This window comes from Leucobacter sp. NPDC015123 (assembly GCF_043080205.1).
Lineage (GTDB): Bacteria > Actinomycetota > Actinomycetes > Actinomycetales > Microbacteriaceae > Leucobacter > Leucobacter aridicollis_A.
Map to the genome: position 1 here is coordinate 12777 of NZ_JBIBVH010000008.1, position 18772 is coordinate 31548.

Sequence of the window (18772 nt, forward strand, 5' to 3'; positions counted from 1 at the left end):
TTCAGGACTCCGTGACTTTATGGTATGAATCCCCAGGGTTACGACCCAGGGAAAGTCGGTTTTGGGCAAGCGAGAAACGAGCTGCTGCCCATACAAGGTACTTACTTTACGCCCATATTCGTGACTCGTCAAAGTCTGGCATCTCGGAAGTTACTTACAGGCCAACCCTTGCCTGTGGATAATGTGCGGTTGAGCGCGTAGATTTCGCGCCAATGGGTACACTTAGCTGTGGATAACCTCACCCCTGCCGTACCCGTGAATCACCAAGAAGAAGTAGATGTCTGACGAAGAACTCACCGAACTCTGGGAAGAGATTAAGCGTCATGTAAACGCTGATCTCTCCGTTGGACCCGTCTATGGGGCACAGTTGTTGCTCGCCACTCCGCGGGGTGTTGCAGCGGGCACGCTCTACCTTGCGGTCCAAACTGATTTCACCTTGAAGCTGCTCGACGGCCGCCTTCGCCCGCCGATCATGGGCGCTCTCGCCGGCCTCACGACGGCAGAGAGTATCGACAATTTCGTTGTGATTGTTGATGAAGACGCGGTGCCGGCCCCCGAGCCGGAGGCGTTTGAGCGGAGCGAGTTTGTTTCGCCGCCGGCCCAGGTACGCGTCGACCGACCAATTCAGGAGCCGCGAAGCAGGCACGCCGCGGCAGTTCCATATGAGGATCCGCACCTGAACGAGAAGTACGACTTTGATTCGTTCGTGATCGGCCAGTCCAACAGGCTTGCGCATGCGGCAGCGCTGGCGGTATCTGAATCTCCGGCTCAGTCATACAACCCACTGTTCATTTATGGCGACTCAGGGCTCGGCAAGACTCACTTGCTTCACGCTATCGGCCATTACTCCCGAGAGCTGTTCCCTGAGATCCGAGTTCGTTATGTGAGTTCTGAGGACTTCACCAACGATTTCATCAATTCGATCGCGAACAACCAGGGTGCCCAGTTCCAAGATCGCTATCGCAACGTCGATGTCTTACTCGTCGACGATATTCAGTTCCTTGAGGGTAAAGCGGAGACACAAGAAGCGTTTTTCCATACTTTCAACACGTTGCACAGCCATAACAAGCAGGTGGTCATCACGAGCGACGTGCAACCGAAGCAGCTGCGAGGCTTCGAGGAGCGGATCACGTCTCGTTTTGAGTGGGGGTTGTTGACTGACATCCAGGCGCCCGACCTCGAAACGCGAATCGCAATTCTCCGCAAGAAGGCTCAGCGCGAGCACCTTGACGTCGATGACGCCATTCTCGAGTTCATCGCCTCGAAATTCTCGTCAAACATTCGTGAGCTCGAGGGAACCCTCATTCGCGTGACGGCGTATGCCAACCTCAACCGGCAGCGCATCGACATGCCCCTGGTGAAAACAGTCTTGAAAGACCTCATCTCGATCGATAGCGACAACGAGGTGCAGCCCACAGACATCATTAGTCGAACCGCCGAGTACTTCGATCTTTCAGTCGACGAGCTCTATGGCCCGTCACGCGCTCAGCAGATTGCGTTGGCCAGGCAGATCGCAATGTATCTCTGCCGCGAGCTGACCCAGCTGTCACTTCCGAAGATTGGCCAGCTCTTCGGTGGACGTGATCACACAACGGTGATGTATGCCCACAAGAAGATTGCCCAGCTCATTACCGAGCGGCGCTCCGTGTACAACCAGGTGTCTGAACTCACCACGAGAGTAAGGCAGAACGGGCGGTGACACTCCACAACCCACAGGCCCCCTGTGGATAACTGTGGATAACTTCGCAAAAATGTGGAGGGTTCGGGTTCGGCTGTGAATTACAGGATTTTTGTGAGTTTGCCGTCTTCATGCGGATCTGCGGCTATCCACCCCTTGCAAACAAGTCACATGGGTGTAGTTCCAAGGCAGGACAAGGGAACACCCAAGTTATCCACAGTCTCCACAGCCCTTATTACTATTACAAGTTTTCTAATTCTTGTAAGCGACTCAATCACGCTCCGCTTCGCACCGGCCGGTTTCACCAAACACCAAGGTGTGCAAAGATTGTGGGGCTGGCGCCCCGTGCGCCTATGAAGGGAAAACACATGCGATTCACCGTCAACCGTGACGTGTTCAGCGACGCAGTGTCGTTCGCGGTGAAGTTGCTTCCTCAGCGCCCGACACAGCCGCTGCTGAGTGGAGTGCTTCTTCACGCCGAGGACGCTGAGCTCACTATTTCGTCTTTCGATTACGAAGTGTCGGCCCGCACGGGTGTTGTCGCCGATGTCGCTGAGGCAGGTAGGGCACTTGTCTCTGGCCGCCTTCTTGGTGAAATCGCGCAACGACTGCCGCACGCCGACGTTCAAGTTTCCCTTCTTGAAAGCCGTGTAGAAGTACGCTGCGGAAGTGCATCCTTCAGTCTTCCGGCTATGCCTGTCGAAGAGTATCCGCAGGTTCCTGTCGTTGATTCAGTCTCAGGCGCAGTTCCAGCGCAGGACTTTGCTGACGCAGTGGCGCAGGTGTCTCTTGCGGCCTCAAAGGACGACGTAACGCCCGTCATTACGGGTGTCCAGTTCGAAGTTTCTGAAAACTCACTCACGCTCACCGCAACTGATCGCTACCGTGTTGCAACTCGTGGCCTCGACTGGGAAGATCGCGGTGCAGGCGAGCATCTCAGCGCTTTGGTTCCGTCGAAGATTGTCACGGAGGTCGGCAAGACTTTCTCAAACGACGGCGAAGTGCGCATCACGATCGTCAAAGATGGCGAGCGCGAACTCATCGCTTTCACTGGCGGAAGCAAGACGGTTACGTCGCTGCTCATTAAGGGTAACTACCCGCCGGTTGGGCGCTTGTTCCCTGAGAACGTCGATAACTACGCAGTCGTAAATACCGCCGAGCTCATTGAAGCCGTTGGTCGTGTTGGTCTGGTCCTCGAACGCGAAGCAGCGCTTCGCTTTTCCTTTGCTGAAGGCGCGGTGATGCTTGAGGCAGCCGGCACTGAGTCAGCTCAGGCAGTTGAAAGTGTTGACGTCCACCTGCAGGGTGACGAGATGATCGTCTCCCTCAAGCCTCAGTTCTTGCTTGACGGACTTCGTTCGACTCATTCGGAGTTCGCACGGATCGCATTCACGCGAACCGATAACCCTGGCAAGCCCGGGCCGGTGCTCATCACGAGCCAGCGCAGCAAGGACGAAGCCGACGACGCTAGTTTCCGGTACCTGCTGCAGCCGAACCTACTGCTCCGCTAGACAATGAGGGTCGCTCACCTTTCACTCGGCGACTTTCGGAATTACGCGGCTGCCGAGCTGACACTGCATGAGGGCCCGAACCTCATCATTGGTAAGAACGGCCAGGGGAAGACAAACCTCGTCGAGGCAATTTCTTACTTTGCGATGCTGAGATCGCATCGCGTCTCTACTGACTCTGCGATGATTCGTGCCGAAAGGCCGGCCGCAATCTTGCGGATGAGGGTCGTGGCTGGCGACCGGGATGTGCTGCTTGAAACACAGCTCAACCGGGTTGGAGCGAATCGTGCCCAGGTAAACGGCAACATGGTGCGCTCGCGTGAGTTAACGCGGTGGTTTACGTCGATTATGTTTGCGCCTGAAGACCTCAGCATTGTTCGAGGTGAGCCCGCGGTGAGACGACGCTTCATGGACGACGCGCTCATCGCGCGCTTGCCCGTTGCCGCAGGGGTGATTGCTGACTACGAGCGTGTGGTTCGACAGCGAACATCACTCCTCAAATCAGCGCGATCCGCGTCGCGGGGGACCGCGGCACTGCAAGCGACGCTTGAAGTCTGGGACGAGCAGCTGATTGAGCACGGGGTAAAGATCATGCTTGCGCGACGTGAGCTCGTTGCCGACCTGCGTCAACCACTCATTGACGCCTACTCAAACCTCGTTGACGCGGATCATGCGCCGGGCTTAGCTCTGAGCGAGTCCGTCTACGACAGCGTAGATGATGTTTCACGTGGAACGACGGGACTAGCCACCGGCGATCAGGTTTCACGTGAAACACTCGCGTCGGATTTTCGCAGCGCACTGAGTGCCGTTCGGTCGCGGGAGATTGAGCGGGGTGTGACTCTCGTCGGGCCTCATCGAGATGACATGGTGTTGGCCCTGAACGCACTGCCTGTCCGTGGTTACGCGAGCCACGGAGAGTCTTGGTCGTTCGCGCTCTCCTTGAAGATCGCCCTTGCCACAGTGATTCGAGCAGAGTCACCGGCCGGCGACCCAGTGATTATCCTCGATGATGTCTTTGCTGAACTCGACAGAGGCCGGCGTCAGCGACTGATGGCCGTCGTTGGTGACTTCGAGCAAGTCGTCGTAACAGCAGCAGTCGAGGGGGATGTGCCCGAGGGGCTTCCATGGCACCGCATTGAGGTATCTGCAGGTACGCTTCTCGAGCGAGATGCCGTTGAGTAGCCCAATTGATTCGTTCTCGACCTCCGCATATCTGCGGGCAAAGAGCGTGTGGCGCGGGAAGATTCAACGAAAGCGCCCGAGAAGAGCAGGAGACGATCCACTCTCCCGGCCGTTCGGCAGCGGCCGAGACCCGCGGTCTCTCAGCCTTGTGCTTGAGTCTGTTGTAGTAGACATGGGCTGGTCAAGCGAGCTTGAACAGGCCCGAATCATGGAAGAATGGCCGACATTCGTCGGCATTGCCACAGCTGAGCACACGACGGTAACTGGCATCCGCGATGGAGTGCTCGAGATTCAGTGCGATTCGACGACGTGGGCGACGGAACTTCGCAGACTTCGAGCCGAGATGCTCACTCGACTACTCACCGAGTATCCGGATTCAGATATTCGTGATCTTCGTTTCAAGGCTCCCGGGGCGCCATCGTGGCGTCACGGACCACGTGTTGTACCAGGGCGAGGGCCGCGAGACACGTACGGATAGCGCATTCAACGCCATTCCGACGAGTGTTGAGTTTTTTCGGGGACGATCCTTCCAAAAAAACGGCCACCAGACGCCCCAGAAAGCCGTTTTGCGGGGCGATTCTTGATAGAGTTGGGGTGAAGTGTGCCTCAGGCCAAAAATGGCCCGTGGTTATCCGGGAGAGTGTGCATTAGAAAATGACTTTAGAACAAACTGCGGCTGAAGAATACGGCGCTGGAGAGATCCAGGTCCTTGAGGGACTCGAAGCCGTCCGCAAGCGGCCCGGTATGTATATCGGCTCGACCGGTCCACGTGGTCTTCATCACCTTGTCTACGAGATCGTAGACAACTCAGTGGATGAGGCGCTGGCTGGGCATTGCGATACGATCAACGTCACGATCCTGAACGACGGGGGAGTGCGTGTTGTTGATAACGGTCGCGGTATCCCCGTCGACATGCACCCCACTGAGGGACGATCGACTGTGGAGGTTGTACTTACGGTACTCCACGCGGGCGGAAAGTTTGGCGGCGGGGGCTACGCGGTCTCCGGTGGACTTCACGGCGTTGGCTCGTCAGTTGTGAACGCGCTCTCCACACGATTTGACGTCTCGGTTATGCGACAAGGTTTCACGTGGAACATGTCCTTCACCAATTCGGTCCCAGACGCGCCTCTCGCGCAGGGAGAACCTACAGAGCAGACGGGCACGTCGATCTCGTTCTGGCCGAGCGCTGAGATTTTCGAGACCATTGAGTTCGACTACCAGACGCTTCGGACCCGGTTCCAGCAAATGGCCTTCCTGAACAAGGGCCTGAAGATCACGCTCACAGATGAGCGGCCACAGGAACCCGTCGAGAACGAAAGCGGCGAGCTCGTTGAGCCCAAGGCACCTTCTGACGAGTTCATGTATGAACGTGGCATCGAAGATTACGTGCAGCACCTCAACACAGCCAAACGTGCCGAGCTTGTGAACGAAGAAATTATTTCGTTTGAACTCGAGGATCCGGAGCGCAAGATCTCTGCTGAGGTCGCGATGCAGTGGACGACTTCCTACTCCGAGAGCGTCCACACCTACGCGAACACGATCAACACTCACGAGGGTGGCACTCACGAAGAAGGATTCAGAGCGGCGCTCACAACGCTTGTGAATCGATACGCTCGAGAGAAGAACATCCTTCGGGAGAAGGATGACAATCTGTCGGGGGAGGATGTTCGAGAGGGACTCACCGCGGTGGTCTCGGTGAAGCTTGGCGAGCCCCAGTTCGAGGGGCAGACAAAAACCAAGCTCGGAAACACCGAAGCCAAGGCGTTCGTCCAGAAGGTCGTCGGCGATCAGCTCGGAGACTGGTTCGAACGCAACCCAGGCCCTGCGAAAGACATTATCCGTAAGTCCATTCAGGCCGCCTCCGCCCGCCTTGCAGCGCGAAAGGCGCGCGAGACAGCCCGTCGAAAGGGCCTGCTTGAGTCAGGTGGAATGCCAGGCAAGCTCTCAGATTGCACGAGCAAGGACCCCACTGTCTCCGAGATCTTTATTGTGGAGGGCGACTCCGCCGGTGGCTCGGCCAAGACCGGCCGAAACCCAGAAACGCAGGCAATTCTCCCACTCAGAGGCAAGATCCTGAACGTCGAGAAGGCCCGTCTTGACCGTGCGCTTGGGAACGCCGAGGTACAAGCGATGATTACTGCCTTCGGTGCGGGCATCGCCGAGGAGTTTGATCCTGAGAAAGTCAGGTACCACAAGATCGTCCTGATGGCCGACGCTGACGTCGACGGCCAGCACATCACGACGCTCCTCCTCACTCTCCTCTTCAGGTACATGCGCCCGCTCATCGACCTCGGCTATGTCTTCCTCGCTCAGCCTCCGCTCTACCGCATCAAATGGACGAACGCAGAACATGAGTATGTCTACAGCGACGCCGAGCGCGACGAACGGCTCGAGGCTGGCGCGGCCTCTGGCCGCCGCCTCCAGAAGGAGAGCGGTGTCCAGCGATACAAGGGCCTTGGCGAGATGAACCACGAAGAGTTGTGGGATACCACGATGAACCCGGAGACCCGCACGCTACTGCAGGTCACCATGGACGATGCGGCTATTGCTGATGAGGTCTTCTCCACGCTGATGGGTGAAGACGTAGAGGCACGCCGCAGCTTTATTCAGCAGAACGCGAAGGATGTGCGCTTCCTTGACATCTGAAAACACCACACCAGAAGACGTGGCCGACGAGGCCCAGGCCGAGCCACAGGTCGAGCCGAATCACGGTCGCATCGACCAGGTGGAACTCAACGTCGAGATGCAGCGCTCGTACCTCGATTACGCGATGAGCGTTATCGTCGGGCGGGCCCTGCCAGACGTGCGTGACGGGCTCAAGCCCGTGCACCGCCGTGTGATTTACACGATGTACGACGGTGGATACCGCCCAGACAAGGCATTCTCGAAGTGCACCCGTGTCATCGGTGACGTCATGGGCCAGTTCCACCCGCACGGCGACACGGCAGTGTACGACTCACTCGTTCGCCTCGTGCAACCGTGGTCACTGCGATACCCGCTCGCGCTTGGTCAGGGCAACTTTGGTTCGCCGGGCAACGATGGTGCAGCTGCGCACCGTTACACCGAGACCAAAATGTCTCCACTTGCCATGGAGATGGTGCGGGATATTGACGAAGATACAGTCAATTTCCAGGACAACTACGACGGCCGCACGCAAGAGCCGACGGTGCTCACAGCGCGTTTTCCAAACCTGCTCGTGAACGGCTCTGTCGGTATTGCAGTCGGCATGGCGACAAATATTCCCCCGCACAACCTTCGAGAGGTTGCAGCGGGGGCAAAGTGGCATCTCGAGCACCCCGAGGCGACTCGCGAAGAGCTGTTTGAGGCGCTCATGGAGCGCATCAGCGGCCCCGACTTCCCAACTGGCGCACAAATTCTTGGAACCAGCGGCATCCGCGACGCCTATCGCACGGGGCGCGGCTCCATCAAGATGCGCGCGGTTGTGAACATCGAGGAAATCCAGGGGCGCACATGCCTCGTTGTGACTGAGTTGCCGTATCAGGTCAACCCAGACAACCTTGCCGTGAAGATTGCCGACCTTGTGAAGGAAGGCAAAGTCCAGGGCATCGCAGACATTCGTGATGAGACAAGTGGCCGCACCGGCCAGCGTCTTGTCATCGTGATGAAGCGTGACGCGATCCCGAAGGTTGTGCTGAACAATCTCTACAAGCACACGCAGTTGCAAGAGAACTTTGGCGCGAACATGCTTGCCATTGTGGACGGTGTCCCTCGAACTCTCGCCATCGATGGCTTCATCACCTACTGGGTGAAGCACCAGATTGAGATCATCGTTCGGCGCACCCAGTTCCGTCTGCAGAAGGCCGAGGCTGAAGCTCACATTCAGCGCGGCTACCTCAAGGCACTCGACGCGCTCGACGAAGTTATCGCTCTGATCAGGCGTTCTTCGACGGTTGATGACGCGCGGGAGGGGCTCATGAGCCTGCTCGGTGTCGACCAGATTCAGGCCGACGCGATCCTCGCGATGCAGCTCCGCCGACTGGCAGCGCTTGAACGACAAAAGATTCTCGACCTCGCCGCCAAGCTCGAAGCTCAGATCAAGGAGTACGAGGGCATCCTCGCATCGCCTGAGCAGCAGCGTGGAATTATCGTTGAGGAGCTCGACGAGCTCGTGACTCGGTACGGTGATGACCGCCGAACGACGATTCTGCACGGTTACGACGGTGACATGTCGATGGAAGACCTCATTCCCGAAGAAGAGATGGTCATTACCGTCACTCGCGGCGGATACGTCAAACGAACGCGAATCGACAACTACAGGTCGCAACACCGCGGCGGCAAGGGCGTCCGCGGCGCACAGCTGCGCGCTGACGACATCGTCGAACACTTCTTTGTCACGACAACCCATCACTGGCTACTGTTCTTCACGAACACCGGCCGGGTCTATCGCGCGAAGGCGTACGAGGTTGCAGAGGGTGGCCGTGACGCGAAGGGCCAGCACCTTGCGAACCTGTTGGCCCTCGCTCCCGACGAGCAGGTCACACAAATCCTCGACCTGCGGCAGTATGACGACGCGAGCTACCTGCTGCTCGCGACACGCGATGGTCTTGTCAAGAAGACACCGCTTACCGAGTACGACACAAACCGTACTGGCGGCATCATCGCGATCAAGCTCCGTGAAGGGGACGAGCTCGTCCAGGCTCTCATCGCGGGTGCAGATGACGACATTCTGCTGATCTCACGACAGGGCATGTCGGTGCGATTTACCGCAACTGATCAGGCACTTCGCCCAATGGGTCGGTCGACGAGCGGCGTACGAGGCATGAACTTCCGTGACGGGGACGCACTGCTTGCAGCATCTCGGCTCAGCGACGACGAGGGCTACGTCTTCGTCGTCACCGAGGGCGGCTACGCGAAGCGCACAGCAGTCAGCGAATACAGGGTCCAGCAGCGCGGCGGTTACGGCATTAAGGTCGCGAAGCTTGACGAGACGCGTGGAGATCTTGCGGGCGGCTTCATCGTGGACGAAGGCGACGAAGTGCTCGTCGTACTGGCGAGCGGTAAGGTTGTTCGATCCGGCGTCGCAGAGGTGCCGGCGAAGGGACGCAACACCATGGGAGTGGTGTTCGCTCGCTTCCCAGAAGGGGATCGTATTATTGGGATCGCCCGAAACGCCGAACGCGGTATCGACGATGGGGACTCGGAGGAGTCCGACGCGGAGAACTCCGTAGAGAAGGAAGACGTGAATGAGTAACACAGTCGCAGACCGGCTTGCGAAGAAGACTCGCAAGAAAGCACCCGCGAAGCAGGTTCGCTTGAAGCTCGTCTACGTCGACTTCTGGTCGGCGGTGAAGTTCTCTTTCCTCGTATCCATTTGTCTTGCCATTGTCGGGATCGTGACTGCGATTCTGGTCTACGTTGTGCTGCAGACGACCGGAGTCTTCGGGCGCATTGATGCGCTCTTCATGGATATCGTTGGCGAAGAGAACAGTTTGATGAACTTCATCGGTTTCCCGCAGGTCGCGTTCTTCTCTGTCGTCGTAGGCGTGCTCAACACGATCGTCGGTACGGCGCTTGGAGCCATCGGATCGCTCGTGTACAACCTGCTCGTGCGTGTTCTCGGCGGATTCCAGCTCGGTTTTTCGAGTAATTAGGCCAAAAGAGGCAACTCGATTTCGCATTCTCGTCCGGAACCGGTAATGTTGTCTCTTGGTCAAGGGGCTATAGCTCAGGTGGTTAGAGCGCTTCACTGATAATGAAGAGGTCCCAGGTTCAAGTCCTGGTAGCCCCACTGAATTTCACAAAATCGGCGAAAACCGGTAGTGTTATTCACAACGGGTCCTTAACTCAGTTGGTAGAGTGCCTGCTTTGCAAGCAGGATGTCGGGAGTTCGATTCTCCCAGGATCCACAACAAATACAAGAAATGCCTCGCCTTACGGCGGGGCATTTCTTGTTGTGTGAGAGGGCCCGAGTTTTGCCTGGTTTCCCCGATCTACGCGACACGCCGAAGCGTGGATTTCAGCGGCCATTTTCCAAAACTTCTTCTGAAGTGCCCGAGAGGAACCCCGCAGCAGTTCAATGCACAAACTGTGCATTCGACACGCCCGGGCCTTCAACAGTCGTGCATATTCGACTGGGGAAGGCTCGCCGGGGAATGACGTCTCGCAGCTCCTAGAGCGTTGCAATCCATCGCCTGGTGTCGCCAGGGTCGATGACGTCGTCGATGTCGAAGACCATTGCAGCACTCAACGCGCGTCCCTCCTCGTAGAGATCTGCCAATAGCTCTGAGAAGCGCCTGTCGCGATCCTGCGAGCTCGAAGCCGTGGCGAGTTCTTTGGCGTATCCCAGCCTGACTGCGCCCTCGAGACCCATCGCCCCAAGCTCTCCGCTCGGCCAGGCCACCGTGAATTGGCTCTCGCGAAGGGATCCCGTCGCCATGGCCATAGCTCCAAGGCCATAACTCTTTCGAATGATGATCACTCCTACTGGCACACTGAGCCGCGCCCCGGCAGCGAACAATCCACCAAATACCTTCACTCCTGGCTCTTCCTCCGCCGCAGGTCCCACCATGAAGCCCGGTGTATCGATGAATGACACGACAGGAATGCCGTGCGCTTCGGCAAAGGTCAGATGCTCGACAAACGAACGCGCTGCCTCGACGTCAATCGCGCCACCCAGGTGCTGATTGTTGTTTGCGATAATCGCAACGGCACGTCCCTCGACTCTCGCAAGAGCTGTAATTGCGCCAGGCGCAGCAATTTCGCGAACCTCAAAGAAGGAGCCGATGTCAACGACGCTTTCAATGGTTGCACGCATACTGAAGGCGCGGAGCCTATCGTGAGGCACAGCTAAGGCAGCAGCGGTTGGATCAGGTTCGGAGAATGAATCGCTTCGATCGCCTAAGTACGCCAGAAACGATTGCGCAGCTTGAACAGCAGCAGCGTCGTCCGGGACTAAGAGATCTATTGCTCCGGTGCGCGCGTGCTGCGAGGCAGGTCCAATGTCCTCGGCGGACCATTCGCCAAGCCCTCCGCCTGCAATCATTGCGGGCCCACCCATCCCGATGTTTGCGTCCTCAGTGGCGATAATGAGGTCGCCCAGACCGGCAAGTGCGGCATTCCCAGCGAAGCACCGGCCAGAGACGATCGTCACGATGGGGACTTTTCCCTTGAGCGAAGCGAATGCGGCGAAAGTCTGCACGCCAAGATGCGATCCTGGCGCAATGTCGGTGTCACCGGGGCGCCCTCCGCCGCCCTCGGCAAACAGAATCACGGGGAGCCGTTTGGCTGCGGCAACTTGCAGGAGTCGATCAGTCTTGGCGTGGCCCCGGGCACCCTGTGTGCCTGCCATAACCATGTAGTCGTAGCTCATCACGACCGCTTGACGCGAGCCCACCGGCGTCTTGACGTGGCCAATGCCCCCGACGATTCCGTCGCCACTCGTGTTCTTGATGAGCTCTGAGACCTCTCGACGTGCGGTCTGGGCCGCGATTGCCAAGGGCCCGTACTCAACGAACGATCCGGGAAGGAGGAGATCGCCAAGATTCTCTCGGGCTGTGCGGCGACCCCGCGCGTGGACGGCCGCAATGGCCTCAGGGCGCGCGTCGTCGATGGCGTTCGCATGGCGCTCGAGCACCTCTGTGATGCCCGGATGGGGTGTACTTGTCTGGTTCGTTTGGGGGAGATGCTCCTTCTCCGCAGGAACGATTGCGAACACCGCCTGGCCGCTGGCTACCTGATCGCCGACCTCGACAAGAGCCCGTGCGGCGTCATAGGGCGGCGAGGAGATGGCGTGATGCATCTTCATTGCTTCAATGAGCCCAAGCTCGCCAGGAGTCTCCTCGAGGGAGACCACCGTTCCAGTGACTGGAGACACGACGACTTGTTCGCCAGCTTCGAGCACAACGGGGGGCTCAGCCTGCTGTGCATACCGAGAGCTCCAGGGTTCCTTCCGGTCGCGGGAATCATCGCGAGTATCGAGCGGGGGAATCTTCTCTCCCGACGCCGAATCGAGCAACTCCGGCAAGTGATCATCGACCCACCGGGTCGTGCTCTCACCGAGAGTCGCGCGCGAAAGCACGGCCATGAGGAACGCGGCGTTTGTCGCGACACCGGTGCATTCGAACTCCGAGAGCGCCGCTTGCGCCCGTCGCTTCAGCGTCGCAACGTCACGGCCAGAAACGATGACCTTCGCAAGTAGGGTGTCGTATCTCGTGCTGACCCGACTGCCCGGCCGCACCCACGTGTCAATCCGGATGCCCAGCCCAGTGGGAAGGCCGAGGTGGCGAACGACACCGGCGGCGGGCTGCGGTGTTCCTTCGCCATCCATTGTCTCCGCCGCAACCCGGAGCTCGACGGCGTAACCTCCGGCTGCGGCGTCCAGGCTAGCAGGAGGGAGTTCAAGCTCGTCGAGCGAACTCCCCAGGCCTATCTCGATCTGGCACGCGACAAGATCCACACCGGTGGTGGCTTCAGTAACTGGATGTTCAACTTGGATGCGGGGGTTGACCTCGAGAAGTACCCACTCTGAGCCGTTCACGAGGAACTCGACTGTTGCAAGCGAGGTGAAGTCAATCGCGGTCAGTAGCCGCCAGGCGGCGTCATGAATGGCCTCGCGAACCGACTCGTCGAGTCGCGGTGCGGGAGCGATCTCGATGAGCTTCTGACGCCTGCGCTGTAGTGAGCAATCTCTATCCCCAAGAGTGCGAACGCCGCCTGCCGCTCCAATGGCCTGGACCTCGATGTGACGCGCCCCGTGAATGAGTCGCTCGGCGAAGACGCGATCGTCTCCAAAACCATGCAGTGCCTCTGACCGGCAGCGGGTGAGGGCCGCAGGAAGGTCGTGTGCATCAGTGACAATCGCGATGCCGCGTCCGCCCCCGCCGGCTACGGCCTTGAGCGCTATACCTTCGGGATACCGCGAAAGCAGCTCGAGCGCAGCATCTGACGATGTGAGTACGGCCGTCGCCTCGGGCACCGGAATGCCGAGAGCTATGGCGAGGTCACGCGTTGCGGTCTTGCTGCCGGCGGTGAGTAGAGCGTCAGGGGAGGGACCGAGGAACGTGAACCCAGCATCGGCACACGCTCGGGCGAAGTCAGCAGATTCTGAGAGAAATCCGTATCCAGGGTGAACGAGTGTGGCACCCGCCCGGCGTCCAGTAGCAATGATCGCCGGCCCGTCAAGATAAGCGGCCGGGCCAGAACCGGGCAGCTCGACCGCTGTGTCTGCGAACCGAACGTGCATGCTGTCTGCGTCGTCGAGGGAATAGATGGCAACTGTCGAAAGACCGAGGTCGCGTGCCGCACGAATGATGCGCACTGCGATCTCTCCGCGATTCGCAATAAGTAGCGATGTCACTTTGCAGCGACCTGCTTCATCAGGTCGACCTTGCGTATCTTCCCAGTCGCGGTCATCGGCATCGAATCAACGAGGACAATCTCTGGCACCTTGTAGGTCGCCATCTGTTCCTTCGCCCACACGCCGATACTCCCCGCGGAGACCTGGACCTGCGCGCGTAGCTGGACGAATGCGACAGGGCGCTGGCCCGAGTCAGCATCCTCACGGGGTACAACGGCGACCCGCTCAATGTGCGGGTGCGACATCATGAGCGACTCGATCTCCGTGGGGAAGGCACTCATGCCGTTCACTTTGATCATCTCTTTGCTGCGGGCGAGATATGAGAGTCCACCGTAATCATCGAACTGGCCTGCATCACCCGTGAGCAGCCACCCATCGACGATGGCGTTTCGGGTTGCCTCCGGCTTCTTGTAGTAGGCGCGCAACACCGAGGGAGAACGTACAAGGATCTGGCCAGGGACGCCGACATCGACAGGGTCCAGGTCTTCGTCGACGACCACGATCGCGGTCCCGGGCACCGGGTAGCCGCAGTAGGTCGGTTTAGCGCGGAGATCCTGGCTATTGATGTGGAGGCCGAAGGTGAACGTATCTGCGGTGTGGGTCTCGGTCATTCCGTAGGAGGCCTCATGAAGCACAACACCGGTTGCGGTGAGCCACTGCTCACGCAGCTCGCAGTCGAGTTTTCGCACGAATGAGATTGCCACACACTCCTCGAGCGACGAGGTGTCGGTCTTCGCGAAGCGAGGCGTATCCAGCATCTCGACGTAATTGTCAGCCTGCGCTGCGACCCAGGTCACCTTCTCGCGCTCAATAAGGGCGAGTGCACTCTCGGCATTCCAGCGAGTCATTATTACGACCGTGGAACCATCGATGAGTGGATTCAGCATACCCATGTCCTCACCCGCTATCCAGAACATCGGGAGGAAGCCGAGCGACACATGCGCCTTGCCAGTTTGCGCGCTGACCGTCCCGGGTTCCCGCCCCTGGCCTTGGAGTGTGCTGAGCGCCGTGTAGACCATGTGACCTTCCGTATGCTCGCAGCCCTTGGGCATCCCAGTTGTGCCTCCGGTATAGTTCAGCGCAGCGAGTGCTTCACGGTCGCAGCGAATCGGAGCGACGGGGCTCGTAGCCATGATTGACGACCAGTCGCTCGGTACCCCGCCATGCGCATCGGGGAATGGTGGCGGCGGTGTTGGGGGAGCGAGCAGCATGTCACCAAGCTGCGTGTAGGCGACGCGCATCGTGGGGTGTACTCTTTCGTGGGCGGCACCGGCAAGTACCTCCGACGGGATCGCTCGAGCTGTCTCGACGACGCCGACGAGAGCAGGATCGGCGAGCAGCACAGATGCGCCCGAATCTGCGAGCTCGTAGGCGAGTTCGCGTGCTTTGAACATCGGATTGATGGGAACGTAGACGGCGCCGATGCGCAAGATGCCGAGCATCGCAATGGTCAGTTGTGGGCAGTTGCCAAGGTACACACCTACCCTGTCACCCTGAGCAACGCCCTGCGCGAGCAACCAACCTGCGAACGCGCCTGCGCTGCGCTCAAGGTCGGCATAGGAAATATCAGTCCCGTAGAAGTGAATCGCGGTGGTCTGGGGCCGCTCACGGGCCCACCGTCGGAGGTAGTCATTGAGACCCGCTGCCGGATCTGGGTCGATAAACTCTCTGGCGACCGTTGCTGGCCACAGGGTGCGCCTGGCGGCGAGAGCGATCGCGGCCTCGTTCCAAAGCGTTGTTCTTGGCGTCATTGCCACTCCTCAGGGATCGTATAACTCCCCGCCGTGGGTGCATCCCCTTGGTTCTTTCCTACCCGCGAGTGTCGAGAAACTCAAGGGATTGCTCAATGTCTGCCTCAGGGATACCGCTTCAGTAGGCGCGCAATCAGCGTCTGTTGCCCCTAGTTCAGTCGTGGATCGTAGCTTGGATCCGGAAGCGGCGCGGGGCAGCCAGCTGCCTGGGCACCGTCAACGATCTCGAAGTGCCAGGGCTCATTCTCGTAGAGCTTGCACAGGCCGTACTCGGAGCCGTATTTGGCAAGCCATGCTGTCGCTTCCATCGGGCCGAGATCGACAGCGTCGCCAAGCACGTGTGCCGAGGACTCTGGTGTGGCTACCCAGCGCGCTGCCTCCGCTTCGGAGCCGTACTCGGAGATGGCCTCGGAAAGGAGCTGCTGTTGGTCCGCTGCGGACCGCCATCCGCTAGTAACTGTGAACTCGATGCCGGAGTCGCTGGACGCTTGCCGTAGCGTCGCGAGAAGACCTGGGTCGAGTCCCTCGATCCCGTGAAAGCCAGTCGCAAAGACACTCGTGCCATTCGGCAGGTCTCCCGACGGGGGCACATCGTCCGGCCCTGCGGCCGCTTCTTCATGCTGTGCCGCAGCTGGCTGCTGTGGAGTTGATTCTGCGTCGAGAGAAGACAAGCTGTCTGCGTGAGCCGGTGTCTCAGCTCCAAAGGGCCTGCCATCGCCGTCGATCCCCTCGACGATGATGAATCCCGCCGCAACCGTGGCGGCAACTGCGCCCACAACGAGAACGGGGATCCTCAGTCGGCGGAATCTCAGCTCGGCAACTGTGTATCGCATGAAACCTAGTCCACACGGTTGCCGGTTGTCGGAGCGTATTGCGTTTTCGATACGCTGCGCATATGCAGCGCTTCGTACGATAGAGACATGCGTGTCCTGATCGTCGAAGACGAGCCCTTCCTGGCCGAGGCGATCCGCGATGGTCTCCGTCTCGAGGCAATCGCCGCCGACATCGCGAACGACGGCGACACGGCGCTTGAGCTACTGAGCGTGAACGAGTACGACATCGCGGTGCTCGACCGCGATATTCCCGGTCCGAGTGGCGACGATGTTGCTGCGACAATCGTACGCTCGGGCAGTGGCATGCCTATTCTGATGCTCACCGCGGCAGACAGGCTCGATGACAAGGCGTCCGGTTTTGAGCTTGGGGCAGACGACTACCTCACCAAGCCCTTCGAGTTGCAAGAACTAGTGCTTCGCCTCCGGGCGCTCGATCGTCGACGCGCGCACCACAGGCCACCAGTGCGTGAGATCGCGGGGCTTCGCGTTGACCCGTTTCGTCGAGAGGTGTACCGAGACGGGCGGTATGTAGCGCTCACACGCAAACAGTTCGCAGTGCTCGAGGTTCTTGTCGCCGCGGAGGGCGGCGTGGTGAGCGCCGAGGAGCTCCTCGAACGCGCATGGGACGAGAACGCTGATCCTTTTACAAACGCGGTGCGAATCACAGTCTCGGCTCTGCGCAAGCGGATCGGCGAGCCAGCAATCATCGCGACAGTGCCGGGCGTCGGCTATCGTATCGACGAGAGTGCGGGGAAAGATGCAGCCGCGGCAGAATAGCGCGCGCGGTGCCAGCGCGAGGCTGAGGCTCACGCTCAGCTACGCCGGCTTCCTGCTCGTGACAGGTGCACTGCTGCTCGCTGTCGTCTGGGCGTTTCTGCTGCGCTACGTTCCGCCAGATGCGATCTGGAACAACCACGAGTTCTTTCCTGGCCGTGACGACCTCATTCGCGCGTTCGTGCCGCGCGCACTCCTGGTGCTGGCATTGCTACTGCTTGTCGGGCTCGTTGGCGGGTGGATTCTTGCAGGGCGGATGCTCGCACCGCTCGAACGAATGACGAAAGTCACGAGGCAGGTCAGCGCTGGGACACTTGGGGCGCGCATCAGGCTCGAGGGCGCACCTGACGAGTTTCGCGAACTCGCCGATGCGTTCGACGCGATGCTTGACAGACTCGAGGCTCACGTCGCTGAGCAGGAGCGGTTCGCAGCAAATGCATCGCATGAACTGCGCACGCCCCTGGCGATCACACAGACGATGCTCGAAGTCGCACGGAAAGATCCGAGCGGGGTGTCGCCGGAGTTCGTCGACAGGCTGTGGACAGTGAACGCCAGGGCGGTTGAGCTGACTGAGGCGCTACTGCTCCTTGGCCGAAGCGGGAGGCGCGGATTCACTCATGAAGCAGTTGATCTCTCACTGCTCGTTGAGGAGGCTGTCGAGACACTCCTCCCGCGTGCCGAGTCCCGGAAGGTCACTATCGAGGTCGCAGGCGACCCGGTGCTCGCCTCGGGGTCGCCTGCACTGCTCCTGCAGGTCGCAAGCAACCTCATTCTCAACTCGATTCTGCATAATCTCCCTGCCAGTGGGAACTCCACCATCACGACGTGGGAGGCCGGCGGTCGTGCGCTGCTGTCTGTCGAGAACACGGGTCCGCGCGTGAGTGAGGGGCTTGTTGAGACGCTCACCGAGCCGTTTCAGCGAGGGAATGAGCGAACTCGAGCAGACGACTCGGGAGTTGGGCTGGGGCTCGCGATCGTACAGAGCATCATCCAGGCGCACGATGGAACCCTGACACTGCGTGCCCGGCCGGGCGGAGGCCTGGTGGCGAGCATAGCCCTGCCTCTGGCCCCCTCACCTGTGGCAGGACTACTGGGCGAGAGACACGACGGCGAAGGCTGAGCCGACGAGCGCGACAAGTAGTGCGAATCCACTTGCCCGCTGCAGTACTGCACGGGAGCCAAACTTCGAGTGTGTCCGAGCGCACGCGACAAGGGCGAGGCCCACGGCGCCACCAGCGGTATTCACGAGCACGTCGGTGACGTCTGCGGCCCCAACAGCGAGCACAAACTGCAGCGTCTCGTAGGTCACACTGATCGCCGCAATGAGCAGCACGCGAACCCACAACGCGCGCCGGGGCCGGAGGGCTCCAAGCAGCAAGCCGAGCGGCACAAATGCAAGGAAGTTCGCCGCTACCTCGTACGGCGCGCTCGGACCGAAGACCGTGGTGGGCGCGAACGGAACCCATTTCACGGGGGAAAAGGTGTCGCCCATGTGGGGTAGCCGTAGCTTCCACACGATTGCCCAGGTGAGCAGTGCCAGGTAGGCGCTGAACGCCGCGATGAGCACGGTCTCGGCCGCCCCCGGCGCACGCGCAGAGTTCCGCGGTCGCGTCGGGGAACCCAGTGTGCGAGTCGTATCGAGCATGACACCAGTCAAGTGTGTGGGGTGTTGCGAGAGCGTTCAGAGTTTTCGATATGCTCACGAAACATCGGGCTGGCGCATGACAGCT

The 18772-nt window shown here is 59.7% G+C and carries 13 protein-coding genes and 2 tRNA genes; 11 read left to right on the top strand and 4 right to left on the bottom strand.

Features of this window, described 5'->3' with window-relative positions:
- The first annotated feature begins 277 nt into the window (after window positions 1-277).
- The 9 genes from dnaA to ACF07D_RS13715 all read left to right on the top strand — a co-directional run bounded on the left by dnaA (window position 278) and on the right by ACF07D_RS13715 (window position 10235).
- Entirely contained in the window at window positions 278-1699 is a 1422-nt protein-coding gene (dnaA, locus tag ACF07D_RS13675; RefSeq protein ID WP_119285408.1) for a chromosomal replication initiator protein DnaA, read from the top strand.
- A 347-nt stretch (window positions 1700-2046) separates the two neighbouring features.
- Complete coding sequence (gene dnaN, locus ACF07D_RS13680) at window positions 2047-3189, top strand: DNA polymerase III subunit beta (protein WP_119285407.1); 1143 nt, start codon at window positions 2047-2049, stop codon at window positions 3187-3189.
- A gap of 3 nt (window positions 3190-3192) precedes the next feature.
- Entirely contained in the window at window positions 3193-4368 is a 1176-nt protein-coding gene (gene recF / locus ACF07D_RS13685) for a DNA replication/repair protein RecF (RefSeq protein ID WP_391505273.1), read from the top strand.
- Window positions 4355-4846, top strand: a complete 492-nt coding sequence (locus tag ACF07D_RS13690) for a DUF721 domain-containing protein (RefSeq protein WP_391505274.1) — start codon at window positions 4355-4357, stop codon at window positions 4844-4846. Before recF ends, ACF07D_RS13690 begins: the two co-directional genes overlap by 14 nt.
- 176 nt (window positions 4847-5022) lie before the next feature.
- A complete protein-coding gene (gyrB, locus tag ACF07D_RS13695; RefSeq protein WP_391505275.1) occupies window positions 5023-7014 on the top strand; it encodes a DNA topoisomerase (ATP-hydrolyzing) subunit B in 1992 nt (663 codons plus the stop codon).
- Window positions 6992-9580, top strand: coding sequence for a DNA gyrase subunit A (gyrA, locus tag ACF07D_RS13700; protein ID WP_119285403.1), 2589 nt, complete (start codon window positions 6992-6994; stop codon window positions 9578-9580). Before gyrB ends, gyrA begins: the two co-directional genes overlap by 23 nt.
- Entirely contained in the window at window positions 9573-9980 is a 408-nt protein-coding gene (locus ACF07D_RS13705) for a DUF3566 domain-containing protein (RefSeq protein ID WP_119285402.1), read from the top strand. Before gyrA ends, ACF07D_RS13705 begins: the two co-directional genes overlap by 8 nt.
- 63 nt (window positions 9981-10043) lie before the next feature.
- Window positions 10044-10117, top strand: a tRNA-Ile gene (locus tag ACF07D_RS13710).
- Between the two features lie 45 nt (window positions 10118-10162).
- Window positions 10163-10235, top strand: a tRNA-Ala gene (locus ACF07D_RS13715).
- A gap of 263 nt (window positions 10236-10498) precedes the next feature.
- Here the strand turns inward: ACF07D_RS13715 and ACF07D_RS13720 are convergent.
- From ACF07D_RS13720 to ACF07D_RS13730, 3 genes are all read right to left on the bottom strand, one after another.
- Window positions 10499-13684 carry a carboxyl transferase domain-containing protein gene (locus ACF07D_RS13720; RefSeq protein ID WP_391505276.1) on the bottom strand — a complete coding sequence of 1062 codons (3186 nt, stop codon included), beginning with the start codon at window positions 13682-13684 and terminating at the stop codon, window positions 10499-10501.
- Entirely contained in the window at window positions 13681-15435 is a 1755-nt protein-coding gene (locus tag ACF07D_RS13725; protein ID WP_391505277.1) for an AMP-binding protein, read from the bottom strand. Before ACF07D_RS13725 ends, ACF07D_RS13720 begins: the two co-directional genes overlap by 4 nt.
- A 149-nt stretch (window positions 15436-15584) precedes the next feature.
- The gene (locus ACF07D_RS13730; protein WP_391505278.1) at window positions 15585-16268 is read right to left on the bottom strand and encodes a M15 family metallopeptidase; all 684 of its coding nucleotides are present in this window, start codon (window positions 16266-16268) and stop codon (window positions 15585-15587) included.
- Between the two features lie 87 nt (window positions 16269-16355).
- On the opposite strand from ACF07D_RS13730, the gene ACF07D_RS13735 reads away from it, so the two are divergent.
- Entirely contained in the window at window positions 16356-17045 is a 690-nt protein-coding gene (locus tag ACF07D_RS13735) for a response regulator transcription factor (RefSeq protein ID WP_119285399.1), read from the top strand.
- The gene (locus ACF07D_RS13740; protein ID WP_391505279.1) at window positions 17026-18162 is read left to right on the top strand and encodes a sensor histidine kinase; all 1137 of its coding nucleotides are present in this window, start codon (window positions 17026-17028) and stop codon (window positions 18160-18162) included. Before ACF07D_RS13735 ends, ACF07D_RS13740 begins: the two co-directional genes overlap by 20 nt.
- Here the strand turns inward: ACF07D_RS13740 and ACF07D_RS13745 are convergent.
- The gene (locus tag ACF07D_RS13745; protein WP_391505280.1) at window positions 18130-18687 is read right to left on the bottom strand and encodes a VanZ family protein; all 558 of its coding nucleotides are present in this window, start codon (window positions 18685-18687) and stop codon (window positions 18130-18132) included. The two genes, ACF07D_RS13740 and ACF07D_RS13745, sit on opposite strands and share 33 nt — an antisense overlap.
- Window positions 18688-18772: the final 85 nt, after the last annotated feature.

What these genes read in the sequence shown, in the direction of transcription:
- dnaN (WP_119285407.1), top strand. Translation starts at nt 2,047, where the DNA reads ATGCGATTCACCGTCAACCGTGACGTGTTCAGCGACGCAGTGTCGTTC.
- ACF07D_RS13740 (WP_391505279.1), top strand. Translation starts at nt 17,026, where the DNA reads ATGCAGCCGCGGCAGAATAGCGCGCGCGGTGCCAGCGCGAGGCTGAGG.
- ACF07D_RS13730 (WP_391505278.1), bottom strand. Translation starts at nt 16,268, where the DNA reads ATGCGATACACAGTTGCCGAGCTGAGATTCCGCCGACTGAGGATCCCC.
- recF (WP_391505273.1), top strand. Translation starts at nt 3,193, where the DNA reads ATGAGGGTCGCTCACCTTTCACTCGGCGACTTTCGGAATTACGCGGCT.
- dnaA (WP_119285408.1), top strand. Translation starts at nt 278, where the DNA reads ATGTCTGACGAAGAACTCACCGAACTCTGGGAAGAGATTAAGCGTCAT.
- ACF07D_RS13735 (WP_119285399.1), top strand. Translation starts at nt 16,356, where the DNA reads ATGCGTGTCCTGATCGTCGAAGACGAGCCCTTCCTGGCCGAGGCGATC.
- ACF07D_RS13745 (WP_391505280.1), bottom strand. Translation starts at nt 18,687, where the DNA reads ATGCTCGATACGACTCGCACACTGGGTTCCCCGACGCGACCGCGGAAC.
- gyrA (WP_119285403.1), top strand. Translation starts at nt 6,992, where the DNA reads ATGTGCGCTTCCTTGACATCTGAAAACACCACACCAGAAGACGTGGCC.
- ACF07D_RS13725 (WP_391505277.1), bottom strand. Translation starts at nt 15,435, where the DNA reads ATGACGCCAAGAACAACGCTTTGGAACGAGGCCGCGATCGCTCTCGCC.
- gyrB (WP_391505275.1), top strand. Translation starts at nt 5,023, where the DNA reads ATGACTTTAGAACAAACTGCGGCTGAAGAATACGGCGCTGGAGAGATC.
- ACF07D_RS13705 (WP_119285402.1), top strand. Translation starts at nt 9,573, where the DNA reads ATGAGTAACACAGTCGCAGACCGGCTTGCGAAGAAGACTCGCAAGAAA.
- ACF07D_RS13690 (WP_391505274.1), top strand. Translation starts at nt 4,355, where the DNA reads ATGCCGTTGAGTAGCCCAATTGATTCGTTCTCGACCTCCGCATATCTG.